This is a genomic window from Vibrio sp. 779(2023), assembly GCF_033344285.1.
GTDB classification, from domain to species: domain Bacteria; phylum Pseudomonadota; class Gammaproteobacteria; order Enterobacterales; family Vibrionaceae; genus Vibrio; species Vibrio alginolyticus.
Map to the genome: position 1 here is coordinate 182,040 of NZ_JAWPOM010000002.1, position 18,348 is coordinate 200,387.

13 protein-coding genes are annotated in these 18,348 nt (G+C 46.1%); 6 read left to right on the top strand and 7 right to left on the bottom strand.

The window, feature by feature from the left end; genetic code table 11:
• Positions 1-35: 35 nt before the first annotated feature.
• The gene (locus R8O70_RS03420) at positions 36-311 is read right to left on the bottom strand and encodes a hypothetical protein (protein WP_005379716.1); all 276 of its coding nucleotides are present in this window, start codon (positions 309-311) and stop codon (positions 36-38) included.
• A 223-nt stretch (positions 312-534) separates the two neighbouring features.
• Complete coding sequence (locus tag R8O70_RS03425; protein WP_005379714.1) at positions 535-1,254, bottom strand: SIMPL domain-containing protein; 720 nt, start codon at positions 1,252-1,254, stop codon at positions 535-537.
• A 233-nt stretch (positions 1,255-1,487) separates the two neighbouring features.
• On the opposite strand from R8O70_RS03425, the gene R8O70_RS03430 reads away from it, so the two are divergent.
• From R8O70_RS03430 to dhaR, 5 genes are all read left to right on the top strand, one after another.
• Positions 1,488-3,251, top strand: coding sequence for a lysophospholipid acyltransferase family protein (locus tag R8O70_RS03430; protein ID WP_213971582.1), 1,764 nt, complete (start codon positions 1,488-1,490; stop codon positions 3,249-3,251).
• A 595-nt stretch (positions 3,252-3,846) separates the two neighbouring features.
• Complete coding sequence (locus R8O70_RS03435; RefSeq protein WP_005379710.1) at positions 3,847-5,799, top strand: PTS mannitol transporter subunit IICBA; 1,953 nt, start codon at positions 3,847-3,849, stop codon at positions 5,797-5,799.
• Positions 5,800-5,910: 111 nt separating this feature from the next.
• A complete protein-coding gene (locus R8O70_RS03440; RefSeq protein WP_149192008.1) occupies positions 5,911-7,059 on the top strand; it encodes a mannitol-1-phosphate 5-dehydrogenase in 1,149 nt (382 codons plus the stop codon).
• A gap of 86 nt (positions 7,060-7,145) precedes the next feature.
• Positions 7,146-7,676 carry an MltR family transcriptional regulator gene (locus R8O70_RS03445; protein ID WP_005379708.1) on the top strand — a complete coding sequence of 177 codons (531 nt, stop codon included), beginning with the start codon at positions 7,146-7,148 and terminating at the stop codon, positions 7,674-7,676.
• A gap of 145 nt (positions 7,677-7,821) precedes the next feature.
• Positions 7,822-9,747 (top strand): dihydroxyacetone kinase operon transcriptional regulator DhaR, encoded by a 1,926-nt coding sequence (gene dhaR, locus R8O70_RS03450; protein WP_158159547.1) that lies wholly within the window; start codon positions 7,822-7,824, stop codon positions 9,745-9,747.
• Between the two features lie 80 nt (positions 9,748-9,827).
• Here dhaR and ptsP read toward each other — a convergent pair whose 3' ends face one another.
• Genes ptsP through dhaK form a run of 3 tightly spaced genes read right to left on the bottom strand, consistent with a single transcriptional unit; the run spans position 9,828 to position 13,938 of the window.
• Positions 9,828-12,227 carry a phosphoenolpyruvate--protein phosphotransferase gene (gene ptsP, locus R8O70_RS03455; RefSeq protein WP_258624965.1) on the bottom strand — a complete coding sequence of 800 codons (2,400 nt, stop codon included), beginning with the start codon at positions 12,225-12,227 and terminating at the stop codon, positions 9,828-9,830.
• A 1-nt stretch (position 12,228) separates the two neighbouring features.
• The gene (gene dhaL, locus R8O70_RS03460) at positions 12,229-12,864 is read right to left on the bottom strand and encodes a dihydroxyacetone kinase subunit DhaL (RefSeq protein WP_258488302.1); all 636 of its coding nucleotides are present in this window, start codon (positions 12,862-12,864) and stop codon (positions 12,229-12,231) included.
• Positions 12,865-12,879: 15 nt separating this feature from the next.
• Complete coding sequence (gene dhaK / locus R8O70_RS03465) at positions 12,880-13,938, bottom strand: dihydroxyacetone kinase subunit DhaK (protein WP_005379704.1); 1,059 nt, start codon at positions 13,936-13,938, stop codon at positions 12,880-12,882.
• Between the two features lie 353 nt (positions 13,939-14,291).
• On the opposite strand from dhaK, the gene R8O70_RS03470 reads away from it, so the two are divergent.
• The gene (locus tag R8O70_RS03470) at positions 14,292-15,374 is read left to right on the top strand and encodes a glycerol dehydrogenase (protein WP_005379703.1); all 1,083 of its coding nucleotides are present in this window, start codon (positions 14,292-14,294) and stop codon (positions 15,372-15,374) included.
• 86 nt (positions 15,375-15,460) lie between these two features.
• On the opposite strand, the gene glmS is transcribed toward R8O70_RS03470, so the two are convergent.
• Positions 15,461-17,293, bottom strand: a complete 1,833-nt coding sequence (gene glmS / locus R8O70_RS03475) for a glutamine--fructose-6-phosphate transaminase (isomerizing) (protein WP_005379702.1) — start codon at positions 17,291-17,293, stop codon at positions 15,461-15,463.
• Between the two features lie 110 nt (positions 17,294-17,403).
• Complete coding sequence (locus R8O70_RS03480) at positions 17,404-18,165, bottom strand: DeoR/GlpR family DNA-binding transcription regulator (protein WP_005379701.1); 762 nt, start codon at positions 18,163-18,165, stop codon at positions 17,404-17,406.
• Positions 18,166-18,348: the final 183 nt, after the last annotated feature.

Here is an 18,348-nt window from a genome sequence, read left to right on the forward strand (position 1 = left end):
CATAGCCTCTTCTTTTCATTACTCACTAAATCGACTCATTGTCGACTTTCAGCCTCTAACTTCATTGCCAAATAAGCTTGATCAGCAGAAACCAATTCAGGGCGGTTAATCAACTTCCAGAGGAAGTATGGTGGGATTAAAAATACGATGAAGTAGAGAGATTCATGGAAAAAAACATCGGCTATCGTTTGCTGATGCTCCCAAAGTGCCGTCAGTGCGAAGAGCTCTAACATCACGCCTAATACGCCAAAGACGACAGAGACAACAATCGCTAAACCCAGTAGTTCTCTAACAAAGTGCTTGTATGCCATGATACTAATTCCTTCTAGCAATAAGTCATACTAACTTACGCTCATAAGAAACAAGTGAGCTTGATTATTATCAAACTCACCTCATCACTGTTAAGAACTTAGTTTTATAAAAAAGTACTTGTATATAGCGTCAGCGAAGACTGATTTCCCTATCACAGAGCATAGATACCTCTACAAATAGAAGGTGATGGAACGACCAACTATTGACTATATGAGCGCAACTTTAATCAGATAAGTAATATTGAACCGTCGATACCACTCGTACTTTCTTAATGTAAGGCGTGTTGCTGTCTCGGTCATAAATCGAGAACTGCCCTTGAGTTGCACGTTTGATCTTACCCAGTGAACTCTGTGAGTCTTTCGCAAATTTCTCAGCCACTTCACGCGCATTCTTAGTCGCTTCTTCGATCATGTCTGGCTTCACATCATTCAGCTTAGTAAAGCTGTACTCAACACGATTTGCATAAGGATCTTGGTTAAGCAAAACGCCTTGCTTTCCTAGCTCACCTATTTCATTGATTGCCGCTCGAACAACATCAACACTCTGGCTATAAACCGTAACGGTTCGCGAGGCCAAATAACGATACTCAATGTCTTGCTCGCTCCCATATTGCTGTGCTTTTCTGTCAATGACCGCTGGGGAAGAAAGGGAAACGCTGGTTTCAGGAAGCCCTTTGGCACTTAGAAAGTCCAAAATCAAACGGGTTTGCTGGTCAATTTCATCAAACATGGCTCCCATATCATTACTCGCTAGAGTAAATTGAATCGGCCAAATCACCGTATCAGCAGGATACTCACGCTCCGACAAACCTTTTACTGTCACGACTCTTTCATAGGCTCGGTATTTCACCGCCGTCTGCTGCATAAAATAGCCAAGGATGCCAAGACCAAGTATCAAACTTAGCCCAATCCAAAGTGCTGCTTTATTGGAAACTCGTTCCATTATTTCCCCCTGATAAATATCAACTTAGCTTAATCTTTGTTCTAGATAAGATAGCCTATCTATTGTTTTAAGAGGGAGACATAACGCGAGTTTTGATTCATAGCACAGTGATATACCGTTTTCTTTAGTCAATAAAGCTTCATTGGTTTGTCACCAAAGGCTCATGCTTTTGCCTCTTAACTGTCATCTGTAATTTCTACTATCCAATCAGCAACTTGTACGCTGAGGTAAATATGGATAGTTCAACCCCTTTTCGTCTCCCTCGTAAAACGCCGTTTGGCATTGGTGAAAACGTTGCTGAATGGGCAACCGGTTTAAACCAACTTGATAAGTTCTACGCCCAACGCCCCGTTAATGCCGATACCAAAACTTTTCTCCGCTTCACGCTGGATATCTTAGGTATCGATTATCGCATTGCTCATGGTTCACTCGACTCAGTACCTAAGCAAGGTGCTACCGTCATTGTGGCGAACCATCCGCTTGGTTGTGTGGAAGGCGTCATCTTGGCCGAACTCTTGTTGATGGTACGAGACGATATCCAAATTCTAGCCAATCAATACCTGAAAACCGTACCAGAGTTAGATCAGCTCTTCATTGGTGTCGATGTGTTTGAAGGCAAAGACGCCGTCAAATCGAATATGAAGGCCCTGAGAGCGGCCAATAAACACCTAGCAAGTGGCGGCTTATTGCTTGTCTTTCCTGCCGGTGAGGTTTCCCAGTTAGTCGATGCCAAACAGCAACGCTTGGAAGATAAAGCGTGGAGTCGAAGCGTAAGTAGCCTAATCCGCAAAAACAAAGCAACGACAGTTCCAGTATTCATCAGTGGTCAGAACTCGAAACGCTTCTATATGGCAGGGAAAATCCATCCACTTTTGCGCACCCTACTGCTTGGGCGAGAACTGCTGAACAAACAGGCGCAAACCATCAACTTATCCTTTGGCCAAGCGATAAAATTTAAAGAGCTGAACACACTTAGCGATGATCAAGTGGTGAACTATTTGCGGCTCAACACTTACTTACTCAATCGTGAAATCCAATCGGTGAAGCCCTCTTCCTCATCAGAACGGCTCTCACCAATAGCGGCAGGGTTACCCGTAGGCGAATTGCTTGAAGAACTGAACAACTTACCAAAAGAGTCCAAGCTGCTAACAAGTGGTGAGTTCGATGTCTACTGCACGGAGTCGCAGAATATCCCTTCCCTACTGCATGAAATTGGTCGCCTACGTGAGCTCAATTTTCGACAGGTTGGCGAAGGGACAGGACTAGCAATAGACATTGACCATTTCGATCATGATTACCTGCATCTGTTTGTGTGGGACAGAGAAAACCAATGCTTGGTGGGCGCGTATCGTTTAGGTCTAGTTGATCAACTGATTGAAAAGCGCGGCGTAGCAGGTCTGTATTCACGAACGTTGTTTAACTATGACCAACGCTTTATCGACCAAATGGGTAAATCCATTGAGATGGGGCGCTCTGTGATTGCACAGCAATATCAAAAGAGCATGAGCGCGCTACTGCTACTGTGGAAAGGCATCGCAACGTTCGTTCATCAAAACCCAGATTACACTCACCTATTTGGTCCGGTAAGCATTAGCAACGATTATAGCGATACTGCACGTCAATTACTGGCTCAATCAATGACACTGCACCACTACGACAACAATTGCGCAGAGTACGTCACACCTTCTAACCCACTTCCTGAGCACCACCGTGACTGGAACACCAGCATGCTCACTGCTCTGGGTGATTTACAGCTATTGTCACGTGTCATTGCCAGAATCGATGAAGGGAAAGGAGTGCCCGTTTTGCTGCGTCAGTACTTAAGCCTCAATGGCAAGCTGGTATGCTTCAACGTCGACCCTGCATTCAATAACGCTCTAGATGGATTGATTATGGTGGATTTGCGCGATGTTCAAGAAAAGACGTTGGCAAGGTATATGGGACGCGAGCAAGCTCATGACTACCTCGTCTATCATACTAATAGCAACGATGATTAAGAACAGTGATTAAGTAGAGAGTTGGGAATCACAAGAAGAACCGTGTGGCGACTCTCTTTATTTACCCTTTCATCAACTAATTAGGCGTGCTCCGTGAAGTGCGCCGAAAAGACTCTCATAGATACAATCTATCGAAAGATCTAGATAGCATTTATCTCACCAATTCCGTCACAAACTTTCACAAAAAACAAAAACAGATCCAGATCACACTTTAAATCCACCACAACTCAACACAAAACGTGACATTGATCATTACAAGTATTTAATTCGAATTTCAAAAAAAATCAAAAGTGATCAAAGTCACAAAGTATTTTAATTTTAAATTTGTCAGAAGATCGGATTGATCACTAAGATTTTTATTGACAGATTTGAAAGTGGCTTTTTGTTATTAAGTTACAAGTTAATAAGTTGAACTTGGTCACTTAAAAACCGTTTCTCAGCCTAAGAAATGCGGGCGTAGATCACGAAAAACCCGTTGTCAGTTCCAATTGGAAAATGTGTGGTAAATTGATTGGGTACTAAGCAATCAAACAAACGGTTTTGGCGAACCGTTTACTACAACAAGATTCATCAGAACATCGAACGGGGAATTGTTATGATATCACCAGATGCCAAGATCAAGATACAAAATTTTGGTCGTTTTCTGTCAAACATGGTAATGCCAAACATCGGCGCGTTTATCGCGTGGGGCTTTATCACTGCTCTATTTATCCCAACTGGATGGCTACCAAACGAAACGTTAGCCTCTATGGTTGGCCCAATGATTACCTACTTGCTGCCACTACTTATCGGTTACACCGGTGGTAAATTAGTTGGTGGCGATCGTGGTGCGGTAGTCGGTGCAATCACAACAATGGGTGTGATTGTCGGCACAGACATCCCAATGTTTATGGGTGCAATGATGGTCGGCCCAATGGGCGGCTGGGCTATCAAGAAATTCGATAACTACATCGATGGTAAAGTAAAAAGTGGCTTCGAGATGTTGGTTAACAACTTCTCTGCGGGCATCATCGGCATGCTATGTGCGATCCTTGCTTTCATCTTTATCGGTCCATTCGTAAAAATTCTTTCTGGTGGCTTGGCGGCTGGCGTTAACTTCCTAGTTTCTGCTCACCTACTACCACTGACTTCAATCTTCGTTGAACCTGCGAAGATCCTGTTCCTAAACAATGCGATCAACCACGGTATTTTCTCTCCACTGGGTATCCAACAAGCGTCTGAAACAGGTCAGTCGATCTTCTTCCTAATCGAAGCAAACCCAGGTCCTGGTCTAGGTATCCTGCTAGCTTACATGGTGTTTGGTAAAGGTACGGCTCGTCAAACGGCAGGTGGTGCATCAATCATCCACTTCTTCGGCGGTATCCACGAGATTTACTTCCCATACATCCTAATGAACCCTCGCCTAATCCTTGCGGCTATCGCAGGTGGTATGACTGGCGTATTCGTTCTAACTATCTTTAACGCAGGTATTGTTTCTCCAGCATCACCAGGTTCAATCTTTGCAATCTTGTTGATGACTCAGAAAGGCTCAATCGTTGGTGTTCTAGCGTCTATCGCAGCGGCAACAGGTGTGTCATTCGCGGTAGCAGCACTACTAATGAAGACACAAACGTCCACAGAAGAAGACGGTGATGAAGCAGCACTAGAAAAAGCAACATCACAAATGAAAGACATGAAATCTGCATCTAAAAACGATGCGGTGGTAAACAGCCAAAGCAAAGGTGACGTAGACCTAGCGACAGTACAAAGCATCATTGTCGCTTGTGATGCGGGCATGGGCTCAAGTGCAATGGGCGCGAGCATGCTACGCAAAAAGGTTCAAGACGCAGGTCTGAACATCCACGTAACCAACCTTGCCATTAACAGCTTACCAGAGAGTGCAGATATCGTGATTACTCATAAAGACTTAACGGATCGTGCACGTAAGCATGCTCCAAACGCACACCACATTTCATTGACTAACTTCCTAGACAGCGAGATGTACAACCAGCTAGTCACCAAACTACTAGCAGCACAAAACCAATCCGCAGCCAATGACGACCAAATGGTAAAAGTGTCGCTCGTGGCAGCAAACGACGACAACTTCGAGCCACAGCAAACGTCGGTGTTCCAAATCCAGCGTGAAAACATTCACCTAGGTTTGAAAGCTGCCAACAAAGAAGAAGCGATTCGCTTCGCGGGCAACAAGTTGGTCGAACTTGGCTACGCAGAACCAGAATACGTAGACGCGATGTTTGAGCGTGAAGCATTGGTTCCAACTTACCTAGGCGAATCTATCGCAGTGCCTCACGGCACGGTAGAAGCGAAAGACCGCGTGAAGAAAACCGGCATTGTAATCTGCCAATACCCATCGGGTATCCAATTTACTGAAGACGACGATGATGTTGCGAAACTGGTTATCGGCATTGCCGCTAAGAACGATGAGCACATCCAGGTGATTACCACCATTACGAACGCGCTCGATGAGCCGGAGGCAATTGAGAAGCTAACCAGCACCAACGATGTGGAAGAGATTCTAAACATCCTTGGCGGTCAACAAGCGGCTTAATTACCCCTTTAATTTGCTCCTGAGGCAAATGAGGTCAGCTGTCACCCCCTATGCGGTTGGCCTCCCCCTAGTTTCGTAAGTCAACATTTTAGACATTGGTAGGTAAGAATTATGAAAAACGCAGTTCATTTTGGCGCAGGTAACATTGGTCGTGGCTTCATCGGAAAACTCTTAGCAGATGCAGAAGTCGAGGTCACATTTGCAGACGTTGACGCTCCACTCGTCGACCAACTGAGTCACAAGCAAGAATACAAAGTAAAAGTGGTCGGTACTGAGTGCCAAATCGACACAGTAACTCACGTCACCGCGGTAAACTCAGCCAGTGAAGATGTCATCGACCGCATTGTAAAAACCGACTTGGTAACAACAGCGGTTGGCCCTAACGTACTGGACATCATTGCAAAAACCATCGCTACCGGCATTGCTAAACGCTTTGCAGCAGGTAACGATAAACCATTGAACATCATCGCGTGCGAAAACATGGTTCGTGGCACGACTCACCTAAAAGGTGAAGTGTACAAACATTTGGATGAATCATTGCACGCGAAAGCAGACGAGCTAGTTGGCTTCGTCGACTCCGCAGTGGACCGCATCGTACCACCAGCAGAAGCGGCGAACGATGACCCACTAGAAGTCACTGTAGAGAGTTTTAGCGAATGGATTGTGGATGAGCAGCAATTCAAGGGCGAAATCCCTGACATAGCTGGCATGGAAAGAACCAACAACCTAATGGCATTCGTAGAACGCAAGCTATTCACTCTCAATACAGGCCACTGCATTACCGCTTACCTAGGTTGCTTGAAAGGCCATCACACCATTCGTGAAGCAATTGAAGACCCAAGCATTCACGCTGAAGTAAAACAGGCGATGCAAGAGAGTGGTGAAGTGCTGATCAAACGTTACGGCTTCGACCGTGACATGCACAACGCCTACATCGAGAAGATTTTAGGACGCTTTGCCAACCCATACTTAGTGGATGAGGTGGATCGCGTAGGTCGTCAACCAATTCGAAAATTGGGTGCAAACGATAGATTAGTGAAGCCTTTACTCGGTACAATTGAGTATGGCACTGAAAATCAAACACTTTTGAAAGGCATTGCCGCTGCGTTGAAGTACACTAACGACACTGACCCACAAGCCGTAGAGCTACAAAACTCATTAAAAGAAGTGGGAGTGAAGAAGACGCTAGCGACATACACAGGTCTTGCAGAAGACAGCGATGAAGTGGCTCAAATCGAGACACTTTACAACCAACTTTGATTTACCTAGGGGAGCTCGGCTCCCCTTCTATGTCCTTCTCTGCTTGAAGAGTTGGGATAGCTAATAATTAGAAATGTATTCAGTATATGGCAGATAACATCAACGAAACCGAGATCATTGAGCGATTAAACAGCGCACCATCGGTACGAGGCTTTTTCATTGCAGCAGTCGACGTTTTTAACGATTCGATCGACGGGTTAGTGCAAAGAATCTTTCGTAAAGATAACTTCGCTGTTCAATCGGTTGTCGGTCCGCTGCTACAAGACTCTGGACCGCTGGGCGATCTGTCTGTTCGTTTGAAGTTATTGTTTGGCTTGGGAGTGCTCCCCGATGACATTTACCACGACATCGAAGACATCATCAAACTCAAAAACCAACTCAATAGTGACGCTTCAGATTACGAATTCACTGACCCGAATATTCTAGAACCAATTAAGAAACTGCACTTGGTGAAGAAAATGGGCATGGTACAACTGGAAGTCAGCGAACCAGATGACGACATCGACCTTGAGTTTTATCAGCTACAACTGCAACGTCAACAACAAATCATTAAGTCAGGGCTCTCACTTGCCATTGTCGAGATTTGCAATGAGCTCGGCAAAGACAGCCCTTTTTAATCGAAAAACTGGCACGGAAGCCTCCTCAACTCGCCCCTCTTTTTGCACATTCTTCTATACAACGTGCGTGAAAGCCATCACAGTCCATATTCCGATGTCTCTGTAACATCAGACCAATCTATCGCTAGTATTGAAACGGTATCGCATGCTTTCAATCGAAGACACTAAAACTAAGTGGGAGTTTTTCCAGAAACACCACTGGGTATCTCCAGAATTTTCCCGCACTCCCGTCCTCGAGTCGTGGGAGCGTTGCATAAAGCAATGCAGCCCTTACACCTGGTCAAAACCACATATTGCCTCTGGATTTACCTTCTCATCTCTAATGAAGCGCAACGAACATCTCATCGAATGCGCCACGACCGTACTTGAAGACACTTACGACATGCTAGGGGACGAAGACCTGGTATTGATGGTAACCGATGGCAACGGCTGTATTCTCTCCACCGTCGGGCACGACTCTATGCGACAAGAGATGCAAACGCTCGGCATAAAACAAGGCTGTTTTCTCTCCGAAGGAAAGATAGGCACAAATGCAGTCAATCTCTGTATCAACACTCATATCCCGTGTGAAGTTTTTGCCGCCGAACATTTCAATCGCCACTTGCACTCTTATGCCTCTGTAGCGGCGCCTGTTTTTGACCAATTTGGCAAATTACGCGGTACAACATGCCTTTTCAGAAAAGCGGAAAGCTATAAGAAAGAAGACTTAGTCATCATCGCGTCGAGCGCGAAAGAAGTCAGCTTGCAAATCCACATTCAGTCGGAACAAGAGAACATGAACCGCCTCACTTGTGCGCATAACGCAACGTTAGAGTGCATGGATGACGGCCTTCTAGCGTGGGATGAAGAAAATCGCATCACCATGGTAAATCACCAGTCCGAGCGTTTGTTAAACATTGAAGCCAGTCAGGTCTTGGATAAAGAAGTCTTTTCTGTTTTACGCTTCCCACCGAATGTCCTTACTAGTATTGAGTCAGGTGCGAGCATAAACCGTAAACTCACAACGGTAGAGGTTCGTGGCGAGTTTGTTGAAGCGATCATCACCTTGCGTCCACTCAACGACGGCACACACTTATTGTTCTTGCACCCTATCGATAAAATTCGCGAACTTGCTCAACAACAAATAGGTGGCAGTGCGCGCTATACGTTCAGCACTTTGCCCGTCATTTCACGAAAAATGAAGCATGTCATTACCGTGGCAAAACGGGCCATAAAGTCAAAATCACCGATTCTAATTACAGGTGAAGAAGGCGTAGGAAAAGCCACTCTCGCCATGGCGATCCATAACGAAAGCACTTACAAAGAAGGGCCGTTCATTACGCTCAACTGCCGCTCCATCAATACAGAGCAACTGGTCAAAGAAACCCTAGGCTACGACGAAGGGCAAGGCATGCCTTCTAAGTTTGAACTCGCCCATGGCGGTACGCTCTTTTTAGAAAAGGTGGAATATCTGTCGCCCGATTTACAAGCCGTGCTACTTAAGTTGTTAAAAACTGGGCTCGTCAGCCGCAGCGACAGTTTGCGATTGATCCCCGTAGACTTTCAACTTATTACCAGCACCGCTTCAGAGATCAGCGAGTATGTCACTCAGCGCTCATTTGGTCGGCAACTTTATTATGAAATCTCCTCGAACGAGCTGCATATTCCGCCACTACGAAAGCGTAAAGAAGACATTGAATTTCTCGTACAGCAGCTTATCAGCCATTATGAACGCCGCCACAATGTGACGATCTCGATAGAGCCAGTCGCACTGGAAGCGTTGATGAATTTTCGTTGGTCAGGCAACAACTCTGAATTAAGAAACCGAACTGAGCGAATTTTGCTGAACCGCAGTTCCAACTTAATCAAGCTGAACGATATTCCTGAAGACATTAAACTGAATTCTCGCCATACCGCAGAAAATACGCCAGTAATCACGTTAGAAGAAGCCGAGAGAAGAGCGATTGTTCAGGCTTGGAATCAGTGTGATGGCAAAATGCATGATATGGCGAAAGCATTGCAAATTGGCCGCACGACCTTATGGAGAAAAATTAATAAGTTTGGGCTGCAGGAGCAAATGAAGCTGTATTAAGTCGTGAATTGGCGTTCCTATAACAAAAGTAAAACCGGCGTAAGCACGCCGGTATAGATGAACTAACGATACGGTTTCGATTAAACATCGACAGACAGCTGACGAATCTGCTCTTTTAGTCCCGGGAGCATACTCGAACTGGCGCTGAATTTTCGCAACCCCACGCGAAGCAATGTTTCTGTGGCATTTGGATCGCCAGCCATCTCACCACACATACTAACCGGTATGCCCGCGCGATCGCCTGCTGCACACGTGAGCTCAATGGCTTTTAGTACCGATGGTTCAAAGTAGTTCACCAATTCAGCAACAGCGGCGTTACCTCGATCGGCAGCCATAACATATTGAGTCAAATCATTGGTGCCGATAGAGAAAAAGTCGACTTCTTGGGCTAACGCATCAGCATTTAACACCGCGGCTGGTACCTCAATCATAATACCAACGGGCAAATGAGTCGCATCCAAGCCGAGTTGGTTTGCTTGATGCGCCAACAGCACTTTTACTTTTCTCACTTCTTCAACCTGAGCCACCATCGGTATCATCAATTGAATATTCGGTTGCTCGTGAAAGGCTCTCAGAATGGCTCGAAGTTGAGCGGTAAACAATGACTCATGTTGAAGGCACAACCGCACCCCTCTCAAACCTAAAAATGGATTATCTTCCGCTGGCATAGGATAAGCGGCTAAAGGCTTATCACCGCCAACATCTAGACTACGAATCGTAAGTGGCTTATCACCAAGTGCGGCGGCAATATCACGATACACTTGGTATTGCGCTTCCTCAGTTGGCAACTCATCACTGTTTTGAAATAGAAACTCAGTCCGAAATAGACCAACGCCCTCAGCTCCTGATGTTAGTGCATCATCAATATCTTTCGGTCCACCAATATTGGCGAATACTGGAATATGGACACCATCACAGGTGACTGCGGCTTGCTGAGCACTCGCTAGTGCACTTTGTCGGGTGCTTTGCCACTCAATTTGTTGCGCTTCTAATTCCTGCTGTATGGCATCTGAAGGAGAGAACCATAAATGCCCTCGAAAGCCATCAATAGTCACCACTTGACCAGCACGCACAGCATCAAGGCAGCCCTGAGCTTTAACGATGGCAGGAATCCCCATCGCACGGGCAAGAATCGCACTGTGAGAGGTTTTCCCTCCCTCACTCAAACAGATACCAAGCACTTTCGATTTATCAAGCCCGGCCACATCAGAAGGCATCAGGTCGCGGGCCAACAAAATACTCGGTTCCTGAATGTCGATGGCATTAGGCGTTACGCCTGTCATTTCGACCATAACTTGGCGTGCTATATCATACACATCTGCTTCGCGTTCCCGCATGTACTGACTTTCTGCCTGGCGAAACTCTTCGGCCAACCTTTGCAGTGATTCTACCCAAGCTTGCTCGGCTATCATGCCCGTTTGAATTCGCGACTCGACCGATGCCCATAATTCTGGGTCACTGAGCATCATGCTATGAGCGGAAAATATTTCCCCTTTCGGCTGCTTCGCTTGCTCCTGCAAATGTTGAAAAACCACGCCTATCGCACGCTTAACCCGTTCAATTTCATCTTGTTCACTTTGGAAATCACGTTCAGGCACAGCTGGCATTTCATGAGTAAAAAGGACAGCAGGAGCAGTAGCGATACCGTCATTGACTCGAATACCAACAACAGCACCTTCAATCTGACTTGAGGCCATGCCATCGAGCAGAGTATCCGAGCTTTCTTCAGGTTCGACAATGCCTTGCTCAACCGCCTCTTTTTCTCCGAAGTGCTCATAAGCTAAGGCTTCAAATGCCTTGATTGCTTCACTGGATTGAGAGCCGAGTGCGCACAGCGTGATCGTCTCTTGACTACGAACGCCAAGTTTCGCAATGCTGTTTAAGCTTTTCGCGTTCACACGGCGCTCGCCTTTTTTCAACCATAATTGGCAGTCAAAAGGCGCGAGTGCACCAACAATGGCCGCAGCGGGACGAGCATGTAATCCATGCGGATTTTGCACTACCCAATCAAATGTCCATTCTTGCTCAAAGTTCTCTGATACTGGCGCTATCTCAGCGGATGTTAGTGGCTGATCACCAAGGTGCTCTTGTTTTACGCTTAACGCATTCTGTGCCTCTTCGACTACCGTCGATAAAGGCAGTCCGGCGGCGGCAGCCACCGACGCCGCCATGGTTCCTTCAACAATAGGTGCCGAGATAAGGGTGACATTTTCCCTCACATGATCATCAATCAGGTCCAGAGCCATTTCCGTGCTAAGCAACGCGCTGCCAAGATCCATCAACACAACAACCCCTTGTTGATCTTGTACCTGCTCAATCGCTTCCATCACGGCAATGGCATCGGTTCCGATCGGGTTCTCTGGATCATCAATCCCAGCAGCAATCGCAAGCTTGGCTTTGCCTTGCGTCATTTGGGTGGCAAGTTCTGCCACCCCTTCGGCAAGTCGACGACTATGAGATACAACTACAATTCCCACCATCTTAATTACCTGCTATTGCCTGCTGTAGTGCTTTAATCATTAACAAAGAAGAGGTTGCACCGGGATCTTGGTGACCAATACTGCGTTCACCTAAATAGCTTGCTCGCCCTTTTTTCGCCAACATTTCAATCGTGGCAACCGCGTTCGTTTCTGCTAGCTCAACCATTTCATTAAGTAAGTGATCGGCGCTCATGCCATTTTCTAACGACGCCTTCACGCTAACTAAAACGGGTAACCAAACATCACACATGGTTTTATCACCCAGCTCTGCTTTACCACGAGACACCACGCCATCCACACCGCTTTTTAGTGCATCGACCAACTCTTCAAACGTTAGTTGCTCTCGGGTTCCGACAGCGGCAGCCGTGCGAATAAACAGCGTGCCATACAGCGGGCCACTTGCCCCACCAACACTAGAAAGTAAGGTCATGCCCGTATTCTTGAGAATGCTGCCGATATTTTGGTCCGCAAATTGCGGCAGTTTTTCAGCAACTTTTTTAAAGCCACGGTTCATATTGAGACCATGGTCTGCGTCACCAATATCACGATCAAGGTCGGTCAGAAAATCTTGATTCTCTTGATACGTTTTTGCACATAACTCTAGCCAGTGAACGATATGTTGTTTGTCAATTTGCATGTTTGCTCCCCCCTCTTACCACTTGATCGCGGCCGTATCGACAGGAGCATCGAACAGCTCCAACATCTCTTTATCTGCCTTCAGCAACGTAATCGAAACGCCTTCCATATCGAGTGACGTACAGAAGTTACCAACCATATTACGCACGATACGGAACCCTGCTTGCTCGCAGTTATGAGCCAGACGGCGGTACACTCCGTAAAGCTCTGAAGTTGGCGTACCACCCATACCATTCACCATCACGATGTAGTCGTGTTCAGCGGCGAAAGGCTCAATGCTGGATTCCACTTCATCCCATTCACCTTCGTCACGATTCCAAATACGCAATGTGCGCTGATAAGGTGTGTTTTCAGCAACTTCAGCAAACATTTCATCCACTAACGTATCGACATCGGTGTATTTCACTCGCTTGATACCTGGTTCACCATGGATACCAACACCAAACTCCACTTCATCATCTTCCAGAACAAAAGATGGTTTACCTGCTGCGGGTACAACACAAGCATTAAGCGCCACGCCAAATGAACGACAGTGATTATTAACGCGACGAGCCAGTGCTTCACATTGCTCCAACGAATAACCTTTGCTCGCGGCAGCCCCAACTAACTTTTCAACCAATACCGTTCCAGCTACGCCACGGCGACCAGCGGTATACAGGCTGTCTTTGACTGCAACATCGTCATCCACCAACACCGATCCAACTTTGATGCCATCGGTATGAAGCAGCTCCACAGCCGTTTCAAAGTTCAACACGTCTCCGGTGTAGTTTTTAATGATAAATAGCACGCCTTCACCAGTATTCACTTGGTTGCCACATTCGTACATTTGATCTGGCGTTGGTGAAGTAAATACCTCTCCAGGGCAGGCGCCTGTCAGCATGCCTTTACCAATAAAACCTGCGTGCAAAGGTTCATGACCACAGCCACCACCAGAAACCAGTGCCACTTGCCCCGGTGTTTCCTCGTGCCACATGTAACGAGGTTCGTAGTTCGCTTTTAGCTCTGGGCGAGATAAAGCCAGACCTTCCATTTGCTGCAATACAACATCATCAACTTGGTTAATTAACTTTTTCATCGTTCTATCTCATTCCATTTATATTTTTATGTAGGGTATGAATTCATCTTAAACAGAGAAAATGCGTGCTCAACAAAAATCAATCCGTTTCATATTGAAACAAAAACTTCGGCATTATTGTTTCAATATGAAACGAAAAACGACAAATTTTCCTGAATAGTGATCGTCGCCATAAAGCATGCTGATTCTTATTACTTCTGGCAGTCGGTTTGACACAGAGGTCATAAAAGCATGGAACAAAACCAGAGATATCCTTCACCACTTACCACACCAAACCTAATATAAACCTTATCCCTACAATGGATATTCATTGCAGTCCAAAACACACATAAAAAAGGTTAAAGGTTTGAATTATGGACAAAATTATTATCAGCCCAAGCAAATACGTCCAAGGTGAACAAGTACTTACATCTATCGCTCACTATGTGAAAACATTGGGTGAACGTCCGTTAGTAATTGCCGATGAGTTCGTGACTAACCTGGTTGGTGATGACGTCAAACAAAGTTTTGCTGACGAAAAGCTTCCACTCACTATGAACATTTTTGGTGGCGAATGTTCACGCGTTGAGATTGAACGCATCACGGACATTTGTGCCACTCAGAAACACGATGTCATTGTCGGTATTGGTGGTGGTAAAACGTTAGATACAGCAAAGGCTGTTGCGTTTTACACAAAAATTCCTGTCGTGGTGGTTCCTACGATTGCCTCGACTGATGCGCCAACCTCAGCGCTTGCGGTGATATACACACCTGAAGGTGAATTTGCAGAATATTTGATGATCCCTAAAAACCCAGACATGGTCATCATGGATACGTCAGTCATCGCCAAAGCCCCTGTTCGCTTACTTGTATCGGGGATGGGCGACGCGCTTTCCACCTACTTTGAAGCTCGTGCCAACATGACTTCTGGTAAGGCAACAATGGCTGGTGGGTTAGCGACGCGTTCAGCACAAGCGCTTGCGAAACTTTGCTATGAAACCTTGCTTGAAGATGGTGTAAAAGCAAAAGCTGCAGTAGAAAATGGTGTGAGCACCAAAGCGGTAGAAAACATTATTGAAGCCAATACATACCTTAGCGGTATCGGTTTTGAAAGCAGTGGTCTAGCGGGTGCTCACGCTATTCATAACGGCCTAACTAAGCTTGAAGAGTGTCATCATCTCTATCATGGTGAGAAAGTCGCGTTCGGCACACTAGTTCAGCTGGTACTAGAAAACGCAGCGATGGAAGAGATTAATACGGTTCTTGCATTCTGCCGCTCTGTAGGTCTACCAACCAACTTATTTGATATGGGCGTTAAAGAGCTTAACCACGCTAAGTTGCGCGAGGTCGCCGAAGCCTCAACGGCCGAGGGAGAAACCATCCACAATATGCCATTCCCAGTGACGGCAGAAAATGTCTACTCTGCAATTCTAACCGCTCACCAGTTGGGTCAATAACTCCCCCCCCCCTTAAAGTGGGCTTAAATAAAAAAGCGGCACATACTCTCGCATGTGCCGCTCAGGATTTTTGCTGTTAAGCGTAATTACTCAACCGTCACCGCTTTCGCTAGGTTACGTGGTTGGTCTACGTCCGTACCTTTGATCAGTGCTACGTAGTAAGACAGCAACTGCATAGGGATGGTGTAGTAGATCGCCGCCGTGATTTCACTAACGTGAGGCATCGTGATGATCTTCATTGTCTCATCGCCTTCGAAGCCTGCATCTGCATCTGCGAATACGTATAGAAGGCCGCCACGCGCACGCACTTCTTCAACGTTTGATTTTAGCTTTTCAAGTAGGTCGTTGCTTGGTGCAACCACAACAACTGGCATGTCAGCATCAATTAGAGCCAGAGGACCGTGTTTTAGTTCACCCGCCGCGTACGCTTCTGCGTGGATGTAAGAGATCTCTTTCAGTTTTAGAGACGCTTCCATCGCGATTGGGTAGAACTCGCCACGGCCTAGGAACAATGTGTGGTGCTTGTCTGCAAAATCCGTTGCTAGTGCTTCAATTTCTTTCTCGAAAGAAAGTGCCGCGTTTATTTGCTTAGGAAGTGCATGCAGCGCTTCAACAATCTCTTTTTCTTTCTCTTTGCTGATGCGGCCTTGCTCTTTACCCAGTGCCGTTACCAGCATAAGTAGTGCAGAAAGTTGAGTCGTGAACGCTTTGGTTGAAGCCACACCGATTTCAACACCAGCGCGAGTCATGAACGCAAAATCTGATTCACGAACCAGAGAAGAGCCAGCTACGTTACAAATGGTCATCGCTGCCATGTAACCTTTCTCTTTTGCTAGGCGAAGTGCTGCTAGCGTATCAGCGGTTTCACCAGACTGAGACAACGTGATCAATAGGCTGTTTGGGCGAGTCACAAACTTGCGGTAACGGAATTCAGACGCAATTTCTACATCACAGCTAACACCTGCAATGTCTTCAAACCAGTAACGTGCCGTCATACCTGCGTTGTAAGACGTACCACACGCCACGATTTGTACGTGTTCTACTTTGCTTAGAATGTCTGCCGCGTGCACACCGATCGCGTCTGTCACAACAGAATCTGACGTGATACGACCTTCCATTGTGTTGATCAACGCTTTAGGTTGCTCATAGATTTCTTTTTGCATGAAGTGACGGTATTGGCCTTTATCACCTGCATCATGCTCTGCATTAGATTCAACAATTTCACGCTCAACTGGCTCACCCGTTGCATCAAACACAGTGACTTCACGGCGAGTAATTTCTGCTACGTCCCCTTCTTCTAGGTACATGAAACGGCGCGTAACGTTAAGTAATGCAAGTTGGTCAGACGCTAGGAAGTTTTCACCTACACCAAAACCGATCACGATCGGGCTGCCTGAACGTGCTACTACGATGCGAGATGGGTCTTTGCGATCCAACGCTACCGTGCCGTATGCGCCTTCAAGTTGTTTTGCTGTTTTTTGTACCGCTTCTAATAGCGTTTCTGAAGTACGAAGTTCCCACTCAACCATGTGTGCGATAACTTCTGTGTCCGTTTGCGATTCAAACACGTAGCCACGAGATTGAAGCAGCTCACGCAGCTCTTCATGGTTTTCGATGATGCCGTTATGGACCACTGCGATATCACCAGACATGTGTGGGTGAGCATTGATTTCAGAAGGTTCACCGTGCGTCGCCCAACGAGTGTGCGCAATACCAGTTCCGCCGATCACTTTTGCTTCTTCTACTGCATCAGCCAATTCTTGTACTTTACCCAAGCGACGAACGCGCGTTAGGTTTGATTCGCCATCAACAACCGCAACGCCAGCAGAGTCGTAACCGCGGTACTCTAAGCGGCGTAGACCTTCAACCAAAATTTCTGCAACATCTCGTTGTGCTACTGCACCTACGATTCCACACATGTGTTTATCTCCGTTTGTAGTTTTGTTCTTCCCTAGCCATGATTTCAAATAGAGGCAGCAAGCAAAGGCCTTTATCCAGAGGGAAGTAAAATATGAAACTGATTACATTATTAGGCGCAAATGACTTTCACGCCATGTTGTTCAATCTGTACTTTATGCTCTGCTTGGATATCTGCATCGGTCACCAACACATCAACTTGATGCCAAGCGAGCTCTAAGTTTGGGATCTTACGGCCGATTTTTTCGGACTCGATCATTACGATCACTTCACGTGACGCTTCTGCCATTACCTTACTTAAGCCAACCAACTCATTAAATGTCGTGGTTCCACGCTCGAGATCAATGCCATCCGCACCGATGAATAGTTGGTCAAAGTCGTAAGCTCGTAATACAGATTCGGCCACTTTGCCTTGAAAGGACTCTGAGTGCGTATCCCAAGTACCGCCAGTCATCAGCAGTGTCGGTTCGCTCTCTAATTCATTTAGGGCGTTAGCAACATGCAACGAGTTGGTCATGACCACTAAGCCACGTTTGTCATTCAACTGTTGAATCAGCGCGGCAGTCGTGCTGCCACTGTCGATCACGATGCGATTATGATCGCGAATCAATGATGCAGCTGCTTTTGCTAAGCTTAACTTTCGAGTCGAAACATTAGCGCCCAATTCTTCGTGAATGACTTCCTTTGGGATAGCAATCGCACCGCCATAGCGGCGTAGAAGTTGGCCGTTTTTCTCTAAAGAAGCTAAATCCTTTCTAATCGTGACCTCTGAGGTTTCGAATTTCTGAGCAAGTTCATCAACGCTGACTTCTCCTAGTTCAGAAACCAAGTTAGAAATGGCGTGTCTTCTTAATTGAGTATTTCGTTTCGACATTTAAGTTTTGATTTTAAGTTTCGATGTGAAACTTATTATAGTCAAACCGAAACTTTTAAGTCCATTTATTTCGATCCAAAAAATTAATATTTCTCGATAAAACCTTGTCCTAAGACAATTCTTAAACAGTGATATTGGATTCATTCAGTGGTAGAATTCGCCACCGAAAAGAAAAAAAATTAC

Bases quoted from the DNA above. Each gene is read 5' to 3' on its own strand.
- R8O70_RS03420 (WP_005379716.1), bottom strand. From the start codon at position 311: ATGGCATACAAGCACTTTGTTAGAGAACTACTGGGTTTAGCGATTGTT.
- R8O70_RS03425 (WP_005379714.1), bottom strand. From the start codon at position 1,254: ATGGAACGAGTTTCCAATAAAGCAGCACTTTGGATTGGGCTAAGTTTG.
- R8O70_RS03430 (WP_213971582.1), top strand. From the start codon at position 1,488: ATGGATAGTTCAACCCCTTTTCGTCTCCCTCGTAAAACGCCGTTTGGC.
- R8O70_RS03435 (WP_005379710.1), top strand. From the start codon at position 3,847: ATGATATCACCAGATGCCAAGATCAAGATACAAAATTTTGGTCGTTTT.
- R8O70_RS03440 (WP_149192008.1), top strand. From the start codon at position 5,911: ATGAAAAACGCAGTTCATTTTGGCGCAGGTAACATTGGTCGTGGCTTC.
- R8O70_RS03445 (WP_005379708.1), top strand. From the start codon at position 7,146: ATGGCAGATAACATCAACGAAACCGAGATCATTGAGCGATTAAACAGC.
- dhaR (WP_158159547.1), top strand. From the start codon at position 7,822: ATGCTTTCAATCGAAGACACTAAAACTAAGTGGGAGTTTTTCCAGAAA.
- ptsP (WP_258624965.1), bottom strand. From the start codon at position 12,227: ATGGTGGGAATTGTAGTTGTATCTCATAGTCGTCGACTTGCCGAAGGG.
- dhaL (WP_258488302.1), bottom strand. From the start codon at position 12,864: ATGCAAATTGACAAACAACATATCGTTCACTGGCTAGAGTTATGTGCA.
- dhaK (WP_005379704.1), bottom strand. From the start codon at position 13,938: ATGAAAAAGTTAATTAACCAAGTTGATGATGTTGTATTGCAGCAAATG.
- R8O70_RS03470 (WP_005379703.1), top strand. From the start codon at position 14,292: ATGGACAAAATTATTATCAGCCCAAGCAAATACGTCCAAGGTGAACAA.
- glmS (WP_005379702.1), bottom strand. From the start codon at position 17,293: ATGTGTGGAATCGTAGGTGCAGTAGCACAACGAGATGTTGCAGAAATT.
- R8O70_RS03480 (WP_005379701.1), bottom strand. From the start codon at position 18,165: ATGTCGAAACGAAATACTCAATTAAGAAGACACGCCATTTCTAACTTG.